The following is a 16,805-nucleotide window of genomic DNA, read 5'->3' on the forward strand; positions in this document are numbered from 1 at the left end:
CTGCCCTGTTACCCTTTTTTTATCGGTGCGGTAAGGACCATCTGCCCCCGTGGTGTTTCTCCACCGGCATCTGGCTCAAGGGTGATCGCCACTGTATCGTATTCCTGCGGTTTGAATGAATAATAGAGCGCGCCATTCCCCTCACTGGATACAAAGGTTCCCGCATTCTGCGGGGCATCTCCCTTGATCAGCCATACCTGATACACTTCCGTTCCTGTCAGCTCCGGCAGATTCTCCGCTTGAACGACAAGATGGGTGCCGCTGCTGTCAACGGCGATCGTCGCCAAACCGCTGGCCACAATATCCTTGGCCGCCGGACTCAGCGTGACCGACTCATCAACCTTAAGCTCCTGTGCCGGCTTTGTGCCGCCGGCAAGCTGCTGCTGGAGCTGGTCCACATCCTGACGCAGCTGTCCCGCATAGATCATCATAATCAGCACCGCTACGGCAAGACCCAGGCTTACGTACCGCCAGAACGGGATTTTTTTGGCGGGCGCTGCCGGGGGCACTATCTTCACTTCCCGTTCTACAGGAAGTGCCTGGACCGGCTCCTCTTCAATTGAACGTTTAACCTGTGCCGGAGCATCCGCTACCAGTACCCGGGACATTATCCGTGACTTCATTCCCGAGGGCGGCTGAACAGGCTCGGAGGCAAGAGGAAGCAGGTCCATCACGCTGCGATATTCCTTCACCCGCTTGCTACAATCTGCGCACTCCATTAAATGAGCTTCAAATTTCTGCATTTCATCTTCAGGCAAGGCTTCCAGAACATACAATTCAACCAGTTCACATCTATCGTTCGTCTCTTCAGTCATGAACATGCTCCCTCCTTCCCCAATGACTCAATCGCTTCTGGAGCTGTTTCATTGCCAATCTTACCCTGCTCTTGACCGTGCCCAGCGGAATGGATGCAAGGTCTGCTGCCTCCTGCTGGGTTAAGCCCTGATAATAGATCATATCCAGAACCTGCTGCTGATCCCTGCTCAGCTCTCTCAGTGCTGCCCTTACCTGCTCCCCGGCCATCAGCAGCTCGACTGTTTCCTCGGTCATCGTCGCCTGATCCAGGATCAGCTCCAGACTCTCTGATCCGGATTGCTGCGGAACCCTTGTGCTCCGCTTGCGAAGATGGTCTATGGCAATATTGCGGGTCACCGTGAACATCCAGGTGGTGAGCTTCCCCTTGGCCGCATCAAAGTGCTCCGCATTCTTCCAAATACGCAGGAACAGCTCCTGCATCACTTCCTCGGCCGCCATCGAGTCCTTTACTATCCGGTAGGCAAAGCTATAGATCACCTGTTCATATCGGTCGTAAAGCCTTTCGAGGGCATCCGGGTCTTTTTGCATTATGCGCTCAATCAATTGCCCATCGTCAGCTGTATCAAACAATTCCAGTCCTCCTTTTTCCCAGCGTTCCTCTACACTCATTCATTCAATTTTTCGCAAAAAGTTTTCTCACCCTGTGATCCAACTCTCATATCCTGCGTTTCACTGAGTATAACCGCTTTTGATAAGCGGCTCAACTTTGATTGAAGGAGTGAGAAGATGAAAAGATTACAAAGTAAAATGGCCATTCTTATGTTGTGTTTGAGTTTTTAGACCGGCTTCTTAACCCAGCTGGAACGAAGCCACTCCGCCGATTGTTCCATGTAGCCCAAATGGTCCACTGCATCAAAATGCTCAATAGCCAGCGTATCATCGTAACCGCCTGCCTTCAGCCGGGTCAGAATCGCTTCAATCGGGATGAAGCCGGACCCGGCGGGCGATGGGAACAGCCGGGCTCCACTCATGGCCAGCTTCGGCATGCCCCCATTCTGTTCATCCAGTGAGCGGTCTTTGCAGTGGACATGGACGATTCTGTGCTTAAGCTTCTCATAGGCTTCCAGTTCATCCTCGCCACGGTAAATGAAATTCCCTGTATCAAAAGTGATGTGCAGCTTGGGCACCTGCTCCAGGAACCAGAGCAGTTCATCCGAGCCGGAGAACGGCGCGCGAATGTCATCGAAGTCCTCCATCGTCACAAGAATGCGCTTACGTTCAGCATAACCGCAAATACTGTTCAAGGTCCCGGCCATCTTCTGCAGCGCCGCATTGCGCTCCTCGGCACTTGCTGTTTCATCCACGAATCCGGGGATAATGAGCACTTTCCCCGCTCCCAAATATTCCGCCGTATCGATAAATTCAAACCCTGGCTTGGTATCGGGGTCATTTCCAAAATCAAAAAAGCCATACATCGACGCGACCGAAATACCCGCTTTTTCCAGCCGTTTCTTCATGACCTCCTTGCCGCAGCCTAAGGCCTCTTCAAGATCCAGCTCTACCGCACTGATGCCAAACTCATATACTCTATTCAGTACTTCCTCCAATGTCAGCCCGGTTTGCTCGCTTGCCCTCACAATATGATTGTAAAACACAGATAGGTGCACAAGAAATCTCCTTTCATGTCATTCGGCTAGAAGCTGGCACTATTATATCACTTTAAATCACCCTAAATCACATGGGTTGAGGAATAGGGTAAAGCGGTTCGCGCCCACCCAAAATATTGAATAATGATTTAAATTATGTTAATATGCGAACACAAGTTCCTATTCAATAGCTCAACTAGAGGGGAAATTCACTATGGAAAACAAAGATGATGCAGAAATGATCACGGACCGCCAGATCCTGGAATTGATGCAGGCTGTCAGGCAAAAGGACCCGGAGGCGATGCTGCAGCTTATTCAGCTCTATAAAGAAGATATTGTAAACATAAGCAAATTCATTCACATGCCCAAAGAAGATGCTGTTTCTGAAATCATCCTTGAATTTCTGGAGTATATCCAACGGAGCGATTGATTCTGATATAATGTATTTTATTTCCTATACTAATTTATGGGGTGCTCTTCATATGTCAATTCAAGCCGTGTTATTTGATTTTGACGGGACGCTTGCCGATACTTTGCCGGTATCCTTCAGTGCCTTTAAAGCCGTGTTTAAGCAATACGACAATCGAGAGGTCACGAACGACGAACTGGTTGCCATGTTTGGCCCGACAGAGGAAGACATCATTGGCGGCAACTTCAAAGATAAAGCATCCGTTCTGCAAGGTATTCACGATTATTACTCGTTATATGAGAAGGGGCATTTTGAAGAAGATTTCCAACACGATCAGGGAATTATGGATCTGCTTCATTTATTGAAGGGACAAGGTGTGAAGCTTGCTGTAATCACGGGGAAAAGCAGACGCGCGTTTGAGATATCAACCGGGGCTTTGAACATGACGGACTTTTTTGATATCACGATTACAGGGGATGACGTGGATAGACCCAAGCCAGACCCCGAAGGTATACATAAAGCTTTGAACATACTGGGCCTTGATCCGGCAGATGCTGTATTCGTAGGTGACAGCAATGCAGACATCCTCGCAGGCAAGGCTGCCGGACTGCGCACTTACGGCGTCCGCTGGTTATCCACTTTCCAGAGCCTGGTCTACGATGTTTCGCCGGATGGCATTTTCAGCAATGTGGACGAATTCCGTGAACTTCTTGCTAAAGAGATCCGCATTCAAGATAATTAAGGGTTGGAAGATGCACAAAAGCGGCCAGCGAATGTTATCGCTGAAGCCGCTTTTGTCTTTTATACCTTTTTCACAAACTCCGATTTTAATTTCATGGCCCCGAACCCGTCAATTTTGCAGTCAATATCATGATCTCCGTCAATCAGACGAATATTTTTTACTTTTGTGCCTATTTTCACGACCAAAGACGTCCCTTTAACTTTCAGGTCTTTAATCACTGTTATCGTGTCGCCATCGTTCAGGACATTTCCATTGGAGTCTTTAACAATCTTTTGATCTTCGCTGTCCCCGGTCTCTGCTTCCAGACTCCATTCATGGGCACATTCCGGGCATACGAGCAAGCTGCCATCCTCGTAAGTGTATTCCGAATTACATTTTGGACATTTTGGTAAATACGACATAGTATTATTGTTCCCCATTTGCTGTTTTTCTATATAGTCCCATAATCCTTCCCTGTTGGCAATCCTTAAAGAAACCACTCCTGAGCGGAGTGGTTTCTTTAGATACCGGATCACTGGACAGATCCTTGGCACAGGTCCTTATGAGGTACGCTTTAACGCACGTTTTCTTCTTAACACATGAATTCTCTTTTTTCTGGCCAAACGTTGTCTTCTCATTGCCAATTTGCGTGCCTTTCTCTTCTTTGCACGATGCCCTTTAATCAGCCTTACCCGCTTGAGAGAGCGGAATTTGAGACGGATCAATCTTTTTCTTCTCAGTCTTAACTTTAACCGTAACACTCTACGGCGTTTCAGTCTGTGCCGCTTTACGGGAGCCGGTGGGGCCACCTCAGGGACTAGGGGTGGTGGTGGTGGTGGTGGTGGCGGCGGTGGTGGCGGCGGCGGTGGTGGTGGCGGAAGCAGTATTTCTGCAGGCTGATGCACCTCTTCCACATGCTGTACCTCTTCTACATGATGGATTTCTTCTACATGATGGATTTCCTGAGCGGGTGGCTCAGGGGCGATGTAGACTGGCTCCGGTTCATAAACTGGCTCTGGTGTGAATTCTTTAGACCATGGAGTCATGGAAAGGAACCTATTGTACAGCGGTGATGCGGGAGACTCCGGCTCCCACCATTTGGTGTCTCCGGCGAAATGAACAATTTTATTATCTAAATCCAGCTCATCATTGGCGAACGTATTAAACCGCAGATCCATTTGCAAAAAGTTGGAGCTGTACACGGCATTCAGAACATCCTGATCAGGCATGGTCATCGTTGGATAATAGCGCAAGAAATGAACCATTTCTCCATACCAGTTCGGATGCTTGCGGATATTGTCCAGTTGGAACAGAATGACTCCCGAGTTGAAATACACCTCCGCATTTAATCCAAGTGAAATAAAGTACTCCAGCATATTTTGGCCCTGATCCAGTACTGCGCCCAAATAGCGTTCTCCCAGATCGACGCTCCACAATTCGTTAATATCCATATTGACCAAAATGTCGCAGTCCAGATAAATAACCCTGTCAACCTGAAGAATTAGCGGAAACAACAAACGGTACATACTGGCTATCGTCCAATAGTCGATTTTTTGCACACCGGACGCAACCTCTTTCAAGTCCTCAGGAACAGTAACATGATAAAAATAAATGTTGTGATAGAATGTTTCCACCAGCTGGGTAAGCTTCCACTTGTTTTCTTCGCTTAAGGTATCATCGTGCACAATGTGCACATTGATCGGTTGCTGGGTATTGGAAAAGATTGATGCAAGTACAACACCCGCATGTTCGGTATAGCTCCCATCTTTGTCATTGATTGTCAAAACCAGCTCAATCATTCTCAAGGATCACCTGCCCTTAAAAGTATACTTCTGCACATTTGTCTGATGCATTAGACTACTTTAAGTGTATGTTTATCCCTGTGTCTGGATTGGACTATTCCCCAGTACGTATCTAATTTATTTTGAATCGTCGTTCTGCGGGTCAGAATGGAGTCTTGTGACCGTTGAACGATCACCCAGAATATGACGCGCCGGCTGCTCCTGAATTTCCTGTTCGGCCAGATGAACATGTGATCCAAACACACTTCCCGCCGCATGGACATGGGACAACCGCACCTCATCCGTCAAAATACTATTGGTCAGAATGCAATCTTCGACGACACAATTCGGCCCAATATACACATGGGGTCCAATCACACTGTTCATTACGAGGGCGGTTGGATCAACAATGACGGGAGGAATCCACTGAACCTTACTGTCCGGATCAGAGCGGTCTGCAAAGTTCTTTGGATCATGATCCATCTTGTAGCGATTCGCCTCAAGCCAGCGTTCATGGGTACCGATATCAAAAAATGGTGCTTCCGTCACACTGTACGCCACATGCCCGCCTTGTGAGATGATCATTTGAATGGCATCGGTCAACTCATATTCTCCGCGGGGAGAAGGTGTAAGTCTCTCAATGACCGGCCAGATTGCCGCAGTTAAAGCATAGACGCCGACAATAGCCAAGTTTGATTTCGGAGATTTCGGCTTCTCTTCCAGACTGACAATTTGCTGATCCTCAATCACAGCAACACCAAATTGACTGGGGTCCTCGACCCGCTGAAGCAATATCGAAGCCTCAGAATGATCCGCGTCCAGTGATCGGATCAAGGGCTCTATATCCCCCTCATATAAATTATCGCCAAGCATCAATACAAAAGGAGAATCCGCCATAAAAGACTTTGCACTTTTGACCGCATCCGCCAGACCCTTAGCTTCATCTTGCAGCAGAAAGGTTAAAGAGGCGTTCCACCGCTCCCCATCCCCGATCGTTTCCCGGATCTCCCCTTGTGTAGCGTTCACTACGATTCCAATATCGGTAATACCGGCCGCAACAAGCTTCTTAATGATGGAGATAAGAATATACTCCCCATTAACAGGCAACAAGCATTTGGGTTTGGTATAAGTCGAAGGCCGAAGTCTCGTTCCCTTGCCGGCACATAAGATTAATCCTTTCATAACCATCCTCCTCACTCTTAAAATCTGCAATCTTTGAAACTCGGTGAATGGAGTCTCTTTATATTTTATGCACAAGCTGTGAAGGGGCTTGGGTATATAATAAGCAGCAATAACCTATTAATCTATCATCGACTTTGACTGCACGAAATGGCCTTTTTTGTAGAACAGTATCCTTCATCTAACCGTAGGTTTGCTCGTAATAGCACTTTGTTTAGCGAATAGACACCTCCTTTGTCACCCTTGCAGGGAGTCGCTTAAGGACAACGAATTGGTTATAGCAAACACCCCGAAGCGGAGGAATCGAAATGGAAATGTTAAAAACAAAGGAAGCCGCAGAACTGCTGTCCGTTAGCCAGACGACAATCAAACGTTGGGCCGCCATGTTCCCTAATTTCTTTCCAAAGGACCGATTTGGGCACTACATCTTCACCGGGCAGGAAATCGGCCTGCTAAAATCTATTAAAGAGCGAATCGAGCATGGGGAGACCTTGGATAGTATTGATCTGGGGGGTAACAAACAACCTGCGCCGGCAGAGCCGCTGCAAGATATGCGCCCACTGCACACACCGGATAAGCCTATGGAAGAGCTGTTATCCCGCATCGTTCATATTGAACACTCCCTTGACCAGAAAGCCGACGAAGTGGTCTCGGTTCAACTGCTCCGGCAGCGTGAAGAACTCGAGGACCTGCGCCAGATGATCCAGCAATTGGCTGTATCCATAGAAACGATCCAGAAACCAAACAGCAAGGCATCGTCCTCTGAAGAAATGCGCCCTATTGCCAAGCTTCAGGCCCCACCCAGAAAGCGCGGCCTTTTGCGCACTTTATTCTCACTGTAAGGTACATGCAGCCTGAGTCCTGATGAATCAGCACTCGGGCTGCTGCTTGTGAACGCAAAAAAACCGTCCCCTCAGGGACGGAGTTAGCTATATTAAGAATGATGTCTTGATTTCACTGCTATTCACGGCAAACCCGCAAGCCTGTATAGCTGCTGCCGCAGCTTCATGGCTTAGGGTTGGTCTTTGTTCGCAAGCTGCTCCTGGGCAAGACGGACCATTTCCCGGACCATCGCGCCGCCGATTTTTCCGCCAATATGCCCGGCTGATTCCGTAGTCAGACCGCCATTGTTGCCTGGCTGCAGAGGGATACCCAGCTCCTTGGCCACTTCGTATTTTACATCGTCCGGGTGGTTGGGATCAACGGCATAACCTTCACTCTTCATCACATCTGCTTTGAACGTCTGCATCCCCTGTGCAGCCCCTGGCACGGCATATCTTCTATTTCTTCTGGCCATCCTCATGCACTCCCTTGATGTCTTTACCCTAACATACCCTGAAGGCTTGAGAGTTATCCCTGTTCATCCTCAACATCCAATGAAAAGACTTCCTTGAAGCCCATTTTGCCCTCAGAAGTAATCTTTATGGCTCGTGTGTTAGGCAGACGCTGCACCCAATTCACCTCTAACAGCTTCTCCAGAAGAGCATTCCCTAATGCTCCGGCAAGGTGGTGCCGTCTTTCACTCCAATCCAGACATTTGTGTGAAAATGAGCGGCGTTTTTTCTTAACCTGTTCAAGGTTAATTTGAAAGCTTACAAAAAAATCCTCCCCGTCTTCAGTTACAGCAAACCCTTCCTTATCTTCACGCAGAATACCTGCCCTAAGGAGGGCATTGGTTAATTGAACCCCTATACTCCCGGCGAGATGATCATAACAAGTTCTTGCGTAACGCAATGCTTTATCCTCTGAAGCTTGTTTTAAAGACTTAATTTGGACGGGTGAAGCGAGTGATAACAAGGATTCCATCACCTGGGCTACTTCTTGATTACGAATCCCATAGTACCGGTGTCTCCCTTGTTTCTCAACGGCAACTACGTTAGCATTGACCATTTTTGCTAAATGGAAACTTGCTGTTTGAGGCTGGATGCCTGCCATATAGGCTAACTCACTTGCTGCATGAAACCTTCCATCCAGTAAAACAGTTAATATTGCTGCACGGGAAGTTTCGCTCACCAGAGAAGCAATCACAGCTACATTCGAATTTGCTTTCATTTTCGCCCTCCATTTTTGCATTCCACACTTCGATGATGATTGAACTATTTATATTATACAATTAGGGAGGATGTATACAAATAGGAGGAGAACAACTAATGAACAATACGAACCAGCTGCCACAGACAGAAGTGATTACACCTAAAATTCTCTATTATGGAACTCCGGTCATTTTGCTAAATACATTAAATGAAGATGGAACAGTAAATATTAGTCCTATTTCTTCATCATGGGCATTGGGAGATTGTATTGTACTAGGGATTGGACTGGAGGGGAAAGCGCTTGAAAATTTAGAGCGGCTTCCTGAGTGTGTAATTAATATTCCGAGCCCTTCCCTTTGGGAGAATGTAGAACAATTAGCGCCTTATACCGGCAAAAATCCCGTTCCAGAACATAAACAGAAATATGGATTTTCCTATCAAAAAGATAAATATGCTATAAGTGGATTGACTCCTGCCCAGTCTATAGCGGTACAACCTGCACGAATTATGGAATGCCCGCTACAAATTGAAGCTCGCGTAAAAAACATTCGAATTCCTGAGCATTCTCCGGACTTTGCTATTATTGAGACCCAAGCTGTGCATGTACATGCGCATAAAGAAATTATCCTTGAAGGAGATCATATCGATCCGCAAAAATGGAGTCCGTTAATCTATAACTTCCGTCATTATTTCGGGCTAGGTCATCAGCTCGGTAAAACCTTCCGGTCAGAAACATAAATCCAAGACATTCCGTAACAAGAAGACAGACTGCCAAGGGTATCCTTCGCAGTCTGTCTTTCTACCTTATCTCCTATGCTCACGGCTGCATCCCGTCTTCGATCCGCTTCATGAAATCTTCAACGGCGCTGTAGCCGAGCTGCTTCAGGTACCAATTGTTAGCGGCTGCCTCGATCAGACCGGCGACATCACGACCCGGCTGAAGCTGGACCTCGATATGCGGAATTTGGACACCAAGATATTCGGTGAACTGAGGAACCAGCTCCAGCTCATTATTCAGAGAATTTTCCCGCCATGGGGACAGCTCAATGTCGAGTACGATTCGTGTCTCGTCCTGAAAAGCCCTGCGCCCGTATTGGCGTACGACATTAATCAGCCCGATGCTCCGCAGCGCCAGGAACTCGCGTGTTGTCTCATTATGCGTCCCGAGCAGCGTAGCCGGCCCCAGCTTCTTAAGCACCACTATATCGTCCGCCACGAACCGGTGGCCTCTTCTAATAAGCGTGTGTGCGGTTTCGCTTTTGCCGATCCCGGACTTGCCCCTGAGCAGAATGCCTATGCCCGATACGTTGACGCATACGCCATGGATCGACAGCTCGGGCGCCAGTGTCTTCACCAGATAGCTGTCCAGCTTGGCTATGAACTCGGTTGTCGTATCTGCTGTCCGTAGCAGGGGAATGCCCTCCTGATCGCAGAACAGGGTCAGATAAGGGATCTCCTGCTGGCCTGTCGTCACAATGAAACACGGCGGATGATATTTGACGATATTCCCGATATGCAGCCTGCGTTCTTCTACGCTTAGCGTCAATAAATAATTAATTTCCTTGCGCCCGAGCACTTGCACCCGCTCCATGGGAAAGAAATCAAAATATCCCACAAACTCAAGCCCCGGTCTATGCGTCCGCGGACGGGTAATTAAACGGTCCATACGGCTGGAACCCGCAAGCACCTCCAAATGAAACTTTTCCGTAAGGCTTTGAACGGTGATCGACTTCATATTGTTCTCCTCCTGCGGCTAGGGCGTATCTGGATACGCCTACTATTCAATAGTACGGTTTCGGATATATTCAACAGCCGAATGGTACTTTCCTGTATTAATCCCCTTAATATCTTGTAATCTTTCCATGCTGATTATATATTAAAATCAATATATAAGACTCTAGACCCACATAGATTCAAATTACTAATAATAGCAAGAGGGTGCACCTATTGGCTTTGGAGTCGTGGATTGATTTGATACTTTGCTTCATTTTATTTCTTTTGTTCGTATACATATTTGCTTCGGTCACGATTACAAATCTGCATAAAGTATATTTGGCATTTCATTTTTTCATGATGATATGGCCTTACTGCCAGTTCGCCATCAGATCCGCCCAGGACCCCATTTACCAATTGTTTTATGTGAAGCTTGCCTTTGTGGATGCTTCTCTGCTGACTGCCGGCTGGATCTTCTTCACCATTCTTATCTCGGGCCAATCGCAATTTCTCAAGCGGAAAATATTAATGCTCCTGTTCATCCCGGCAATTATCTCATCGCTCGGTGTGGTGCTGAATCCCAATGGCTGGTTTGTTCTCCCGGTAAACGGCGGATATGTCGAAAGAATCTATGGTCCTATTTTTTGGATCAATATTTCAATCCTCGTTATCCATGCCATCGTATCCTTATATATCATTTATGTAGCCCTGGTCTCCGATCAGGCGCCGCGGATTAAAAACCAGGTCATGTACATGCTGAAAGGGATACTGGCAGTGACCGTATTTCTTATGCTCGATATCTTCCTGAATGTTGTACTAGATGATTATTTGCCCGTCATCCCGGGGTTCACCTCTTTGGGTATTGTGATCTCAGCTATTTTCTTTGTGATTACAATCCATCAGGATAAAGTGTTTGATATTGTGACCATCGCCCACCAGGATATTATAGATACGTTGGAGTATGGGATTCTAGTGCTTGATGATCATGAAAAGGTGGTGGAAATCAATCAGGCTCTGCGCCCCCTCCTGCTAATGGAGGCCGGTGACCTGTTCGACATGTCCGGCATCTTGCCCGGCAGCACCGTAGAGAATGCAAACTTCCTGCTTCGTTACCGGGAATGTCCCGATGAGGTAGCTGAGATTGAGCTCTGGCAGCCTGAGGTCCAGCTATACATCCACATTCATGCCGCGCCCATTATGGTTAATGCTGTCAGGGTGGGGCGGATCATCACGTTCCAGGATATGAGCGAACTTCGCCGTCTCATTGAGGAGACTAATCATCAGAACAGCATTCTGCAGGAAAGAAACGAATCTTTAATCAAGGTCCAGGAGGAGTTGTTTCAGACCAACCGCAAGCTTACGAAGATGGCGATCACCGACAGCTTGACAGGATGCTATAATCGTCACTATTTGACCCAACAGCTGGAGAGTGAAGTGACCAAGAACCAGGAATACCGAGCCCCTTCGACACTTATCCTGATAGATATCGATTTCTTTAAAGCAGTCAATGATCGTTACGGTCATTTGGCCGGAGATGCGGTGATTTGCGGTACGGTAGAGATCCTGCAGCAAACGCTTCGGCAAGATGACATCTTAGCCCGTTATGGCGGAGAGGAATTCATTATTTATTTACCGGATACGGATGAGTCACAGGCACTGCTCCTGGCTGAACAGCTCAAAGCGAACATAGAATTCAATAAGATGAGTATCGAAAATGTGGATCAGCCAGTGTCGGTCACCATTAGTATGGGTCTTCTAAGTATCAGTGATTTCACAGCCCGGCAGCCAAGGGACGCGGCTGCCTACTTAAGTGATTTGTTCAAATCGGTGGACGAAGCCTTATACGAAGCTAAAGATCAAGGCCGCAACCGGATTGTTTCCATTCGAGGATAAGGACTTATATCCGGGATAGAGCCTTTATCCTACTGTATACAAAAAGTTGAACCGTACGAAACGGTTCAACTCAAGGATAGTTTATGGGGTCGTTTGCGGTTCTTTTTCACTTAGACCAAGTGTCTGCGTTAGGGAAGCCAGAATCTCCTGGAGCAATTCCGGGTTGTCCTCCAGTGAAACGCCGTAAGAAGGAATCATTTCTTTTATTTTCGGCTCCCATTGCTTGATATGCTGCGGGAAACATTTCTCCAGTACTTCCAGCATCACGTGAACGGCAGTAGAAGCACCTGGAGAAGCGCCCAGCAGCGCAGCTACCGACCCATCGGCGGCACTCACTACTTCGGTACCAAATTGGAGCGTTCCTTTACCACCCTCCGTATCTTTGATCACCTGTACACGTTGGCCTGCTGCCACCATACTCCAGTCTGCACTTTTGGCGTTCGGAATAAACTCGCGTATTTCATCCATACGTTGTTCATTCGATAACATTAGCTGCTGGATCAGGTATTTGGTCAAGGACATTTCTTTTACACCTGCCGCCAGCATGGTGAGGAGATTATTCGGTTTTACCGAACCGATCAAATCCAAATTCGAACCCGTTTTCAGGAACTTTGGCGAGAAGCCGGCAAACGGTCCGAACAGCAGTGCTTTTTTGTTGCCGATATAACGGGTATCCAGATGCGGGACAGACATTGGCGGAGCCCCAAGCTTGGCTTTACCGTATACTTTTGCATGATGCTGTGCGACCACCTCCGGATTGTGGCAGACCATAAATAATCCGCTTACCGGAAATCCGCCAATATGTTTGGACTCTGGAATGCCGGTTTTTTGCAGTAAGGATAAGCTGCCGCCTCCAGCCCCGATAAAGACGAATTTGGCGGTATGGTACTCAATTTTACCGTTATCCAGATTATGCACTTTAACCTTCCACATGCCGTCGCTGGTCCGTTTAATATCCTTGATCCCATGCTTATAGTTGATTTCGACGTTTTGGCTTTTTAGATGATCAAACAACAGGCGCGTCAAGGCGCCAAAGTTGACATCTGTTCCCGAGTCGATCTTGGTTGCAGCTACCGGTTCATTCGATGTACGGCCTTCCATCATCAGCGGAATCCATTCCTTCAGCTTCGCAGGGTCATCGGAATACTCCATCCCCTGAAACAGAGGATTTTTTGATAGCGCTTTAAATCTCCTGTTCAAATAAGAGACGTCCTTTTCCCCTTGCACCCAACTCATGTGCGGAAGCGGCATAATGAAGTCCTGCGGATGACGAATCAAGTTGCGTTCCACCAGATAAGACCAGAACTGTCTGGAAAGCTGGAACTGTTCATTGATTTTTACAGCTTTGCTGATATCTATGGATCCGTCGTACTTTTCGGAAGTATAGTTGAGCTCACACAGTGCCGCATGGCCCGTACCTGCATTGTTCCATTCGTTAGAGCTTTCTTCTCCCGCGCCTGCAAGCTTCTCAAACACTTTAATTTCCCATTCCGGTGCTAACTCTTTCAGCAAAGCTCCCAAAGTCGCGCTCATGACTCCGGCACCAATTAAGATAATGTCTGTTTTTTTCTGTTCGCTGCTCATAAAAAACCTTCCTTATCTCTTTTATATTTGCAAAAAAGAGCCAGACCGGCTGCTTAGGGACTGTAAGAGGCAAGGCTCCACTCAGGAATACTATTAAAAACGTTATCGGCTGTTATCAGATAATTATATACAATTTGAAGCAAATAAAAAATCAAAAGTTTGCACAATCCGTATGACATTTATATGCAGATGTTTGATATGGGAATACCGGATTATTCGCTTTCGGCTTGACCCGTTACGTTTACACTTGTAAACTATAACTATCGTTTACAGACGTAAACAAAAATCATTGAAAAAAGGTGAAGACAATGCAGGAGTCCCCACGCATTACCGAGGCCGAAAGCGAAGTGATGAAGCTCCTCTGGCAAAAAGAGCCTTTGTCCGCAAATGAGATTATTTCTAAGCTGACGCAGCAGATGCAGTGGTCGGATCAGACGATTAAAACCTTTCTGAACCGGCTGCATAAGAAAAAGGCGATTGCATTCGAGAAGTCTGGCCGGAACTATCTCTACTATCCGCTGGTTTCACACGATGAATACTTAAAAACTGAAAATCGTTCTTTCCTGGACAGGGTTTATAAAGGGGCCGTCGGTATGTTGTGCGCGAAATTTCTCGAAGAAGAGAACCTCTCGGAGAAAGAAATTGAGGAGCTTCAACAACTTTTGGAGAAAAAGAAGAACTCATGAAATCTATCGACACCTTTTTCCTCCTCTTCCTGGCCGCGTCCCTGGCTTCAACGGTCATCCTGCTATTGTTGCTCTTGGCCCGGAAGCTGTTCCTCAAGCGTCTTAGCCCTAGAATCCTGCATGCATTGTGGTTTATCGTTTTGATTAAGCTGCTGGTTCCCTTCGCTCCGCAAAGCCCTGTCAGCCTATTCAATCTAATACCGCAAGCGTTGCCTGTGGAATGGAGTCTGGAGCAAAAGAATACCCTCCCGATGCTTTCTTCCGAATCCGACTCCAGTACGAAGGTGACAGTAACGGATAGTGGAGAAAAAACCTTGCGTCCAGACACTGTCCCGATCCGTTCGGGAGAACAAGGTTCGTCTATTGCACAGCAGTCTCCTCAAGAGAACATCTATGAGAAAGTTCGCGATGGGCTGAGCGGGTTAGCAGTAAGCACGCTTGTTTGGCTTGCAGGACTCCTTTTTTTCGGTTCATACTCCCTGTTCTTCACGCTCAAATTCAGAAGCAGGGCCGGAACCTCCCGCAAGTCAGACAACCCGGAGGTGCTCTCCGTTCTCGCGGCGTGCCTAGAGAAATTAGGCATTCGCCAAACCATTCCCGTCTATGAAACGAGCAGTCTTCGCAGCCCGTGTCTCTATGGCTTAATGAAGCCGAGAATTTATTTGCCCGAAGATATCGTCGCAATTGCCGATACAAGGCAGCTCACACATATTCTGCTGCATGAGCTGACCCACTATCAACGCAAAGACTTATGGTTCAACTCCCTGTGGACGTTAGCGGTCTGGCTCCATTGGTACAATCCGCTGGTTTGGCTGGCCATGAAAAAAATGAATGCCGATCGGGAGGTCGCCTGCGACGCAGGCGTGCTTGAGGTGCTGGGTGAAAAAGAAGCTGCGTCGTACGGTATGACACTTCTTATGCTGTCGCGCTTATTTTCCAGAACCTCTGCCCCGCGGGTCAATCTTTCGCATTTCTTTGAGCACCAGAATGAAACGAAACGGAGAGTGACGATGATCGCCAAGTTCAAAAAAGGTTCGTACAAGCTATCCGCCGCCGCTATTCTCTTGGTGCTTGCCTTGAGCATCGTCTTGCTCACCAATGGAGCACAAGATGCAAATGGCACGCAACCGGATGTTAATATCCATGCAACAGACTCCCAGAAGCAAACTGTTTCTTCATTCAGGATCGTCAGACCGATTGACTCGTTCAAATGGTTTAACCGTCTAGACCGGGCGATTGTTTTTTCCAAATTCGACTTTAATGTACCTGACTATCTGCCCGAAGGTTACCAGCTTGAGAATGTGACATTGAGTGAGCTATTCTCCAAAGCGAACCAAGTTGACCTCATTGATACAGTAACCATTACTTATGTGTCCCATTTCGGACAAGAAGATGAGAAAAGATTCGAGATGCTCGCCTCCAAAGGCAAGGGTAATATGCTGGAGCACAAGTTATTGTGGGGCGCTCCATATTCCCAAGAGGACACAGCCTCTCCTTCTTACCGGCAGGAGGTGGTTGCGATGGGCAATATCCAAGGCACTCTATTCACGGCAAAACAAGTCAACGGGCGTAAGCCGGGGACGGGCATAAGCTACATCTGGCAAGACAAGGATATAGCATATGCGGTCAATTTCGATAGCCTGTTCACACAAGAGGAGCTATCGAAAGTCGCGCAATCCTTTGTTTCTCCGCAGCAGGTTCAGCATGTCCGCTACGATGGGGAGGGAAATTCTTTTCCTCTATACGACGAAAAAGATTTGCTCGAAGCGAAGAATATTCTCGGCTTTAACGTGAAGTTCCCGTTTGACTTGCCCGACACCCAGCTTACGCTGGCCGACTCGGTATTGCTGAAAGCCGGAGACCAGAACACAGGGTTCTCGTTCAGACAGACCTCGGATGCCCTGTGGAATGACTATCGGGCACCTTACGATTCCAAAATCTATGATATGAACGATGTACTTTCGCTTTATCAGAGCAAAGCTCCACTGTTCAATGCGTCCAAGCTCTCGTTCATTCGGAAACTGGAGATTAACGGCATCGAAATTTCAGCTTATGCTGATAACGCTCATGTATACTCTGGACCTTTCTATGCTGGCAGCGGCTCAGACAAAACAAAGATAAAAACTCAAACTTATTACTTCTGGGAGCAGAACGGTCTGTACTATGCTGCCAACTTCCTGGGTATGGATAAAGACCAGGAACTAAACCTGAAGGCTTTAGTTCTCGCTCCTGTTCAATAGGTCTGAGTAGCTTCTCCTTGTTGTTATATCAGATTGGCGGAAAGTAAGAAAAGCAGAAAAAGACGACATTCATCCGCAGCTTGGCGAATGAATGTCGTCTTTTAGGAGGTTCCACTGCTCTGGGGGAGCTTTAGAAGCTCATGAGCTTCAAAATCCGTTAGCGA

The 16,805-nt window shown here is 47.4% G+C and carries 17 protein-coding genes; 7 read left to right on the forward strand and 10 right to left on the reverse strand.

Annotation, left to right across the window (positions count from 1 at the left end):
* Positions 1-8: 8 nt before the first annotated feature.
* The 3 genes from ACAN56_RS27445 to ACAN56_RS27455 all read right to left on the reverse strand — a co-directional run bounded on the left by ACAN56_RS27445 (position 9) and on the right by ACAN56_RS27455 (position 2,423).
* Positions 9-815, reverse strand: coding sequence for an anti-sigma factor (locus ACAN56_RS27445; RefSeq protein ID WP_038598001.1), 807 nt, complete (start codon positions 813-815; stop codon positions 9-11).
* Positions 808-1,386, reverse strand: a complete 579-nt coding sequence (locus ACAN56_RS27450; protein WP_038598003.1) for an RNA polymerase sigma factor — start codon at positions 1,384-1,386, stop codon at positions 808-810. Before ACAN56_RS27450 ends, ACAN56_RS27445 begins: the two co-directional genes overlap by 8 nt.
* A gap of 206 nt (positions 1,387-1,592) precedes the next feature.
* Positions 1,593-2,423 carry a sugar phosphate isomerase/epimerase family protein gene (locus ACAN56_RS27455; protein WP_379146802.1) on the reverse strand — a complete coding sequence of 277 codons (831 nt, stop codon included), beginning with the start codon at positions 2,421-2,423 and terminating at the stop codon, positions 1,593-1,595.
* Positions 2,424-2,616: 193 nt separating this feature from the next.
* Here ACAN56_RS27455 and ACAN56_RS27460 point away from each other — a divergent pair, with 193 nt between their 5' ends.
* The gene (locus ACAN56_RS27460; protein ID WP_341380185.1) at positions 2,617-2,832 is read left to right on the forward strand and encodes a hypothetical protein; all 216 of its coding nucleotides are present in this window, start codon (positions 2,617-2,619) and stop codon (positions 2,830-2,832) included.
* A gap of 52 nt (positions 2,833-2,884) precedes the next feature.
* Complete coding sequence (locus tag ACAN56_RS27465; protein WP_379146804.1) at positions 2,885-3,553, forward strand: HAD family hydrolase; 669 nt, start codon at positions 2,885-2,887, stop codon at positions 3,551-3,553.
* A gap of 59 nt (positions 3,554-3,612) precedes the next feature.
* Here the strand turns inward: ACAN56_RS27465 and ACAN56_RS27470 are convergent, their stop codons facing one another.
* The 3 genes from ACAN56_RS27470 to ACAN56_RS27480 form a co-directional block, all read right to left on the reverse strand.
* Positions 3,613-3,954 carry a zinc ribbon domain-containing protein YjdM gene (locus tag ACAN56_RS27470; RefSeq protein ID WP_038601154.1) on the reverse strand — a complete coding sequence of 114 codons (342 nt, stop codon included), beginning with the start codon at positions 3,952-3,954 and terminating at the stop codon, positions 3,613-3,615.
* Positions 3,955-4,092: 138 nt separating this feature from the next.
* A complete protein-coding gene (locus ACAN56_RS27475; RefSeq protein WP_379146808.1) occupies positions 4,093-5,331 on the reverse strand; it encodes a glycosyltransferase family 8 protein in 1,239 nt (412 codons plus the stop codon).
* 120 nt (positions 5,332-5,451) lie between these two features.
* Positions 5,452-6,495: a sugar phosphate nucleotidyltransferase gene (locus tag ACAN56_RS27480; protein ID WP_038598011.1), complete on the reverse strand. Its 1,044-nt coding sequence runs from the start codon at positions 6,493-6,495 to the stop codon at positions 5,452-5,454.
* 305 nt (positions 6,496-6,800) lie between these two features.
* On the opposite strand from ACAN56_RS27480, the gene ACAN56_RS27485 reads away from it, so the two are divergent.
* On the forward strand, positions 6,801-7,334 hold the full coding sequence (locus tag ACAN56_RS27485) for a MerR family transcriptional regulator (protein WP_038598012.1): 534 nt from the start codon (positions 6,801-6,803) through the stop codon (positions 7,332-7,334).
* A gap of 170 nt (positions 7,335-7,504) precedes the next feature.
* On the opposite strand, the gene ACAN56_RS27490 is transcribed toward ACAN56_RS27485, so the two are convergent.
* Together ACAN56_RS27490 and ACAN56_RS27495 are read right to left on the reverse strand one after the other, a co-directional pair.
* The gene (locus tag ACAN56_RS27490) at positions 7,505-7,789 is read right to left on the reverse strand and encodes an alpha/beta-type small acid-soluble spore protein (RefSeq protein ID WP_038598014.1); all 285 of its coding nucleotides are present in this window, start codon (positions 7,787-7,789) and stop codon (positions 7,505-7,507) included.
* A 53-nt stretch (positions 7,790-7,842) separates the two neighbouring features.
* A complete protein-coding gene (locus ACAN56_RS27495; protein ID WP_038598016.1) occupies positions 7,843-8,544 on the reverse strand; it encodes an ArsR/SmtB family transcription factor in 702 nt (233 codons plus the stop codon).
* Positions 8,545-8,642: 98 nt separating this feature from the next.
* Between ACAN56_RS27495 and ACAN56_RS27500 the strand changes: the two genes are divergently transcribed.
* Entirely contained in the window at positions 8,643-9,263 is a 621-nt protein-coding gene (locus ACAN56_RS27500; protein WP_379146813.1) for a flavin reductase family protein, read from the forward strand.
* Between the two features lie 79 nt (positions 9,264-9,342).
* Here the strand turns inward: ACAN56_RS27500 and hprK are convergent, their stop codons facing one another.
* Entirely contained in the window at positions 9,343-10,260 is a 918-nt protein-coding gene (gene hprK / locus ACAN56_RS27505) for an HPr(Ser) kinase/phosphatase (RefSeq protein ID WP_038598019.1), read from the reverse strand.
* A gap of 212 nt (positions 10,261-10,472) precedes the next feature.
* Here hprK and ACAN56_RS27510 point away from each other — a divergent pair, with 212 nt between their 5' ends.
* Positions 10,473-12,131, forward strand: a complete 1,659-nt coding sequence (locus ACAN56_RS27510; protein WP_379146814.1) for a histidine kinase N-terminal 7TM domain-containing diguanylate cyclase — start codon at positions 10,473-10,475, stop codon at positions 12,129-12,131.
* Between the two features lie 81 nt (positions 12,132-12,212).
* Here the strand turns inward: ACAN56_RS27510 and ACAN56_RS27515 are convergent, their stop codons facing one another.
* Positions 12,213-13,715: a malate:quinone oxidoreductase gene (locus ACAN56_RS27515; protein ID WP_038598021.1), complete on the reverse strand. Its 1,503-nt coding sequence runs from the start codon at positions 13,713-13,715 to the stop codon at positions 12,213-12,215.
* Positions 13,716-14,023: 308 nt separating this feature from the next.
* Between ACAN56_RS27515 and ACAN56_RS27520 the strand changes: the two genes are divergently transcribed.
* Entirely contained in the window at positions 14,024-14,401 is a 378-nt protein-coding gene (locus tag ACAN56_RS27520) for a BlaI/MecI/CopY family transcriptional regulator (RefSeq protein WP_038598023.1), read from the forward strand.
* Positions 14,398-16,641, forward strand: coding sequence for a M56 family metallopeptidase (locus tag ACAN56_RS27525; RefSeq protein ID WP_081966061.1), 2,244 nt, complete (start codon positions 14,398-14,400; stop codon positions 16,639-16,641). Before ACAN56_RS27520 ends, ACAN56_RS27525 begins: the two co-directional genes overlap by 4 nt.
* Positions 16,642-16,805 lie beyond the last annotated feature (164 nt).

This window comes from Paenibacillus paludis, assembly GCF_042610515.1.
Classification (GTDB): domain Bacteria; phylum Bacillota; class Bacilli; order Paenibacillales; family Paenibacillaceae; genus Paenibacillus_AQ.

Excerpts from the sequence above, each read along its gene's own strand:
- ACAN56_RS27445 (WP_038598001.1), bottom strand. The coding sequence starts at position 815 with ATGACTGAAGAGACGAACGATAGATGTGAACTGGTTGAATTGTATGTT.
- ACAN56_RS27460 (WP_341380185.1), top strand. The coding sequence starts at position 2,617 with ATGGAAAACAAAGATGATGCAGAAATGATCACGGACCGCCAGATCCTG.
- ACAN56_RS27465 (WP_379146804.1), top strand. The coding sequence starts at position 2,885 with ATGTCAATTCAAGCCGTGTTATTTGATTTTGACGGGACGCTTGCCGAT.
- ACAN56_RS27470 (WP_038601154.1), bottom strand. The coding sequence starts at position 3,954 with ATGTCGTATTTACCAAAATGTCCAAAATGTAATTCGGAATACACTTAC.
- ACAN56_RS27475 (WP_379146808.1), bottom strand. The coding sequence starts at position 5,331 with ATGATTGAGCTGGTTTTGACAATCAATGACAAAGATGGGAGCTATACC.
- ACAN56_RS27480 (WP_038598011.1), bottom strand. The coding sequence starts at position 6,495 with ATGAAAGGATTAATCTTATGTGCCGGCAAGGGAACGAGACTTCGGCCT.
- ACAN56_RS27485 (WP_038598012.1), top strand. The coding sequence starts at position 6,801 with ATGGAAATGTTAAAAACAAAGGAAGCCGCAGAACTGCTGTCCGTTAGC.
- ACAN56_RS27490 (WP_038598014.1), bottom strand. The coding sequence starts at position 7,789 with ATGGCCAGAAGAAATAGAAGATATGCCGTGCCAGGGGCTGCACAGGGG.
- ACAN56_RS27495 (WP_038598016.1), bottom strand. The coding sequence starts at position 8,544 with ATGAAAGCAAATTCGAATGTAGCTGTGATTGCTTCTCTGGTGAGCGAA.
- ACAN56_RS27500 (WP_379146813.1), top strand. The coding sequence starts at position 8,643 with ATGAACAATACGAACCAGCTGCCACAGACAGAAGTGATTACACCTAAA.
- hprK (WP_038598019.1), bottom strand. The coding sequence starts at position 10,260 with ATGAAGTCGATCACCGTTCAAAGCCTTACGGAAAAGTTTCATTTGGAG.
- ACAN56_RS27515 (WP_038598021.1), bottom strand. The coding sequence starts at position 13,715 with ATGAGCAGCGAACAGAAAAAAACAGACATTATCTTAATTGGTGCCGGA.
- ACAN56_RS27520 (WP_038598023.1), top strand. The coding sequence starts at position 14,024 with ATGCAGGAGTCCCCACGCATTACCGAGGCCGAAAGCGAAGTGATGAAG.
- ACAN56_RS27525 (WP_081966061.1), top strand. The coding sequence starts at position 14,398 with ATGAAATCTATCGACACCTTTTTCCTCCTCTTCCTGGCCGCGTCCCTG.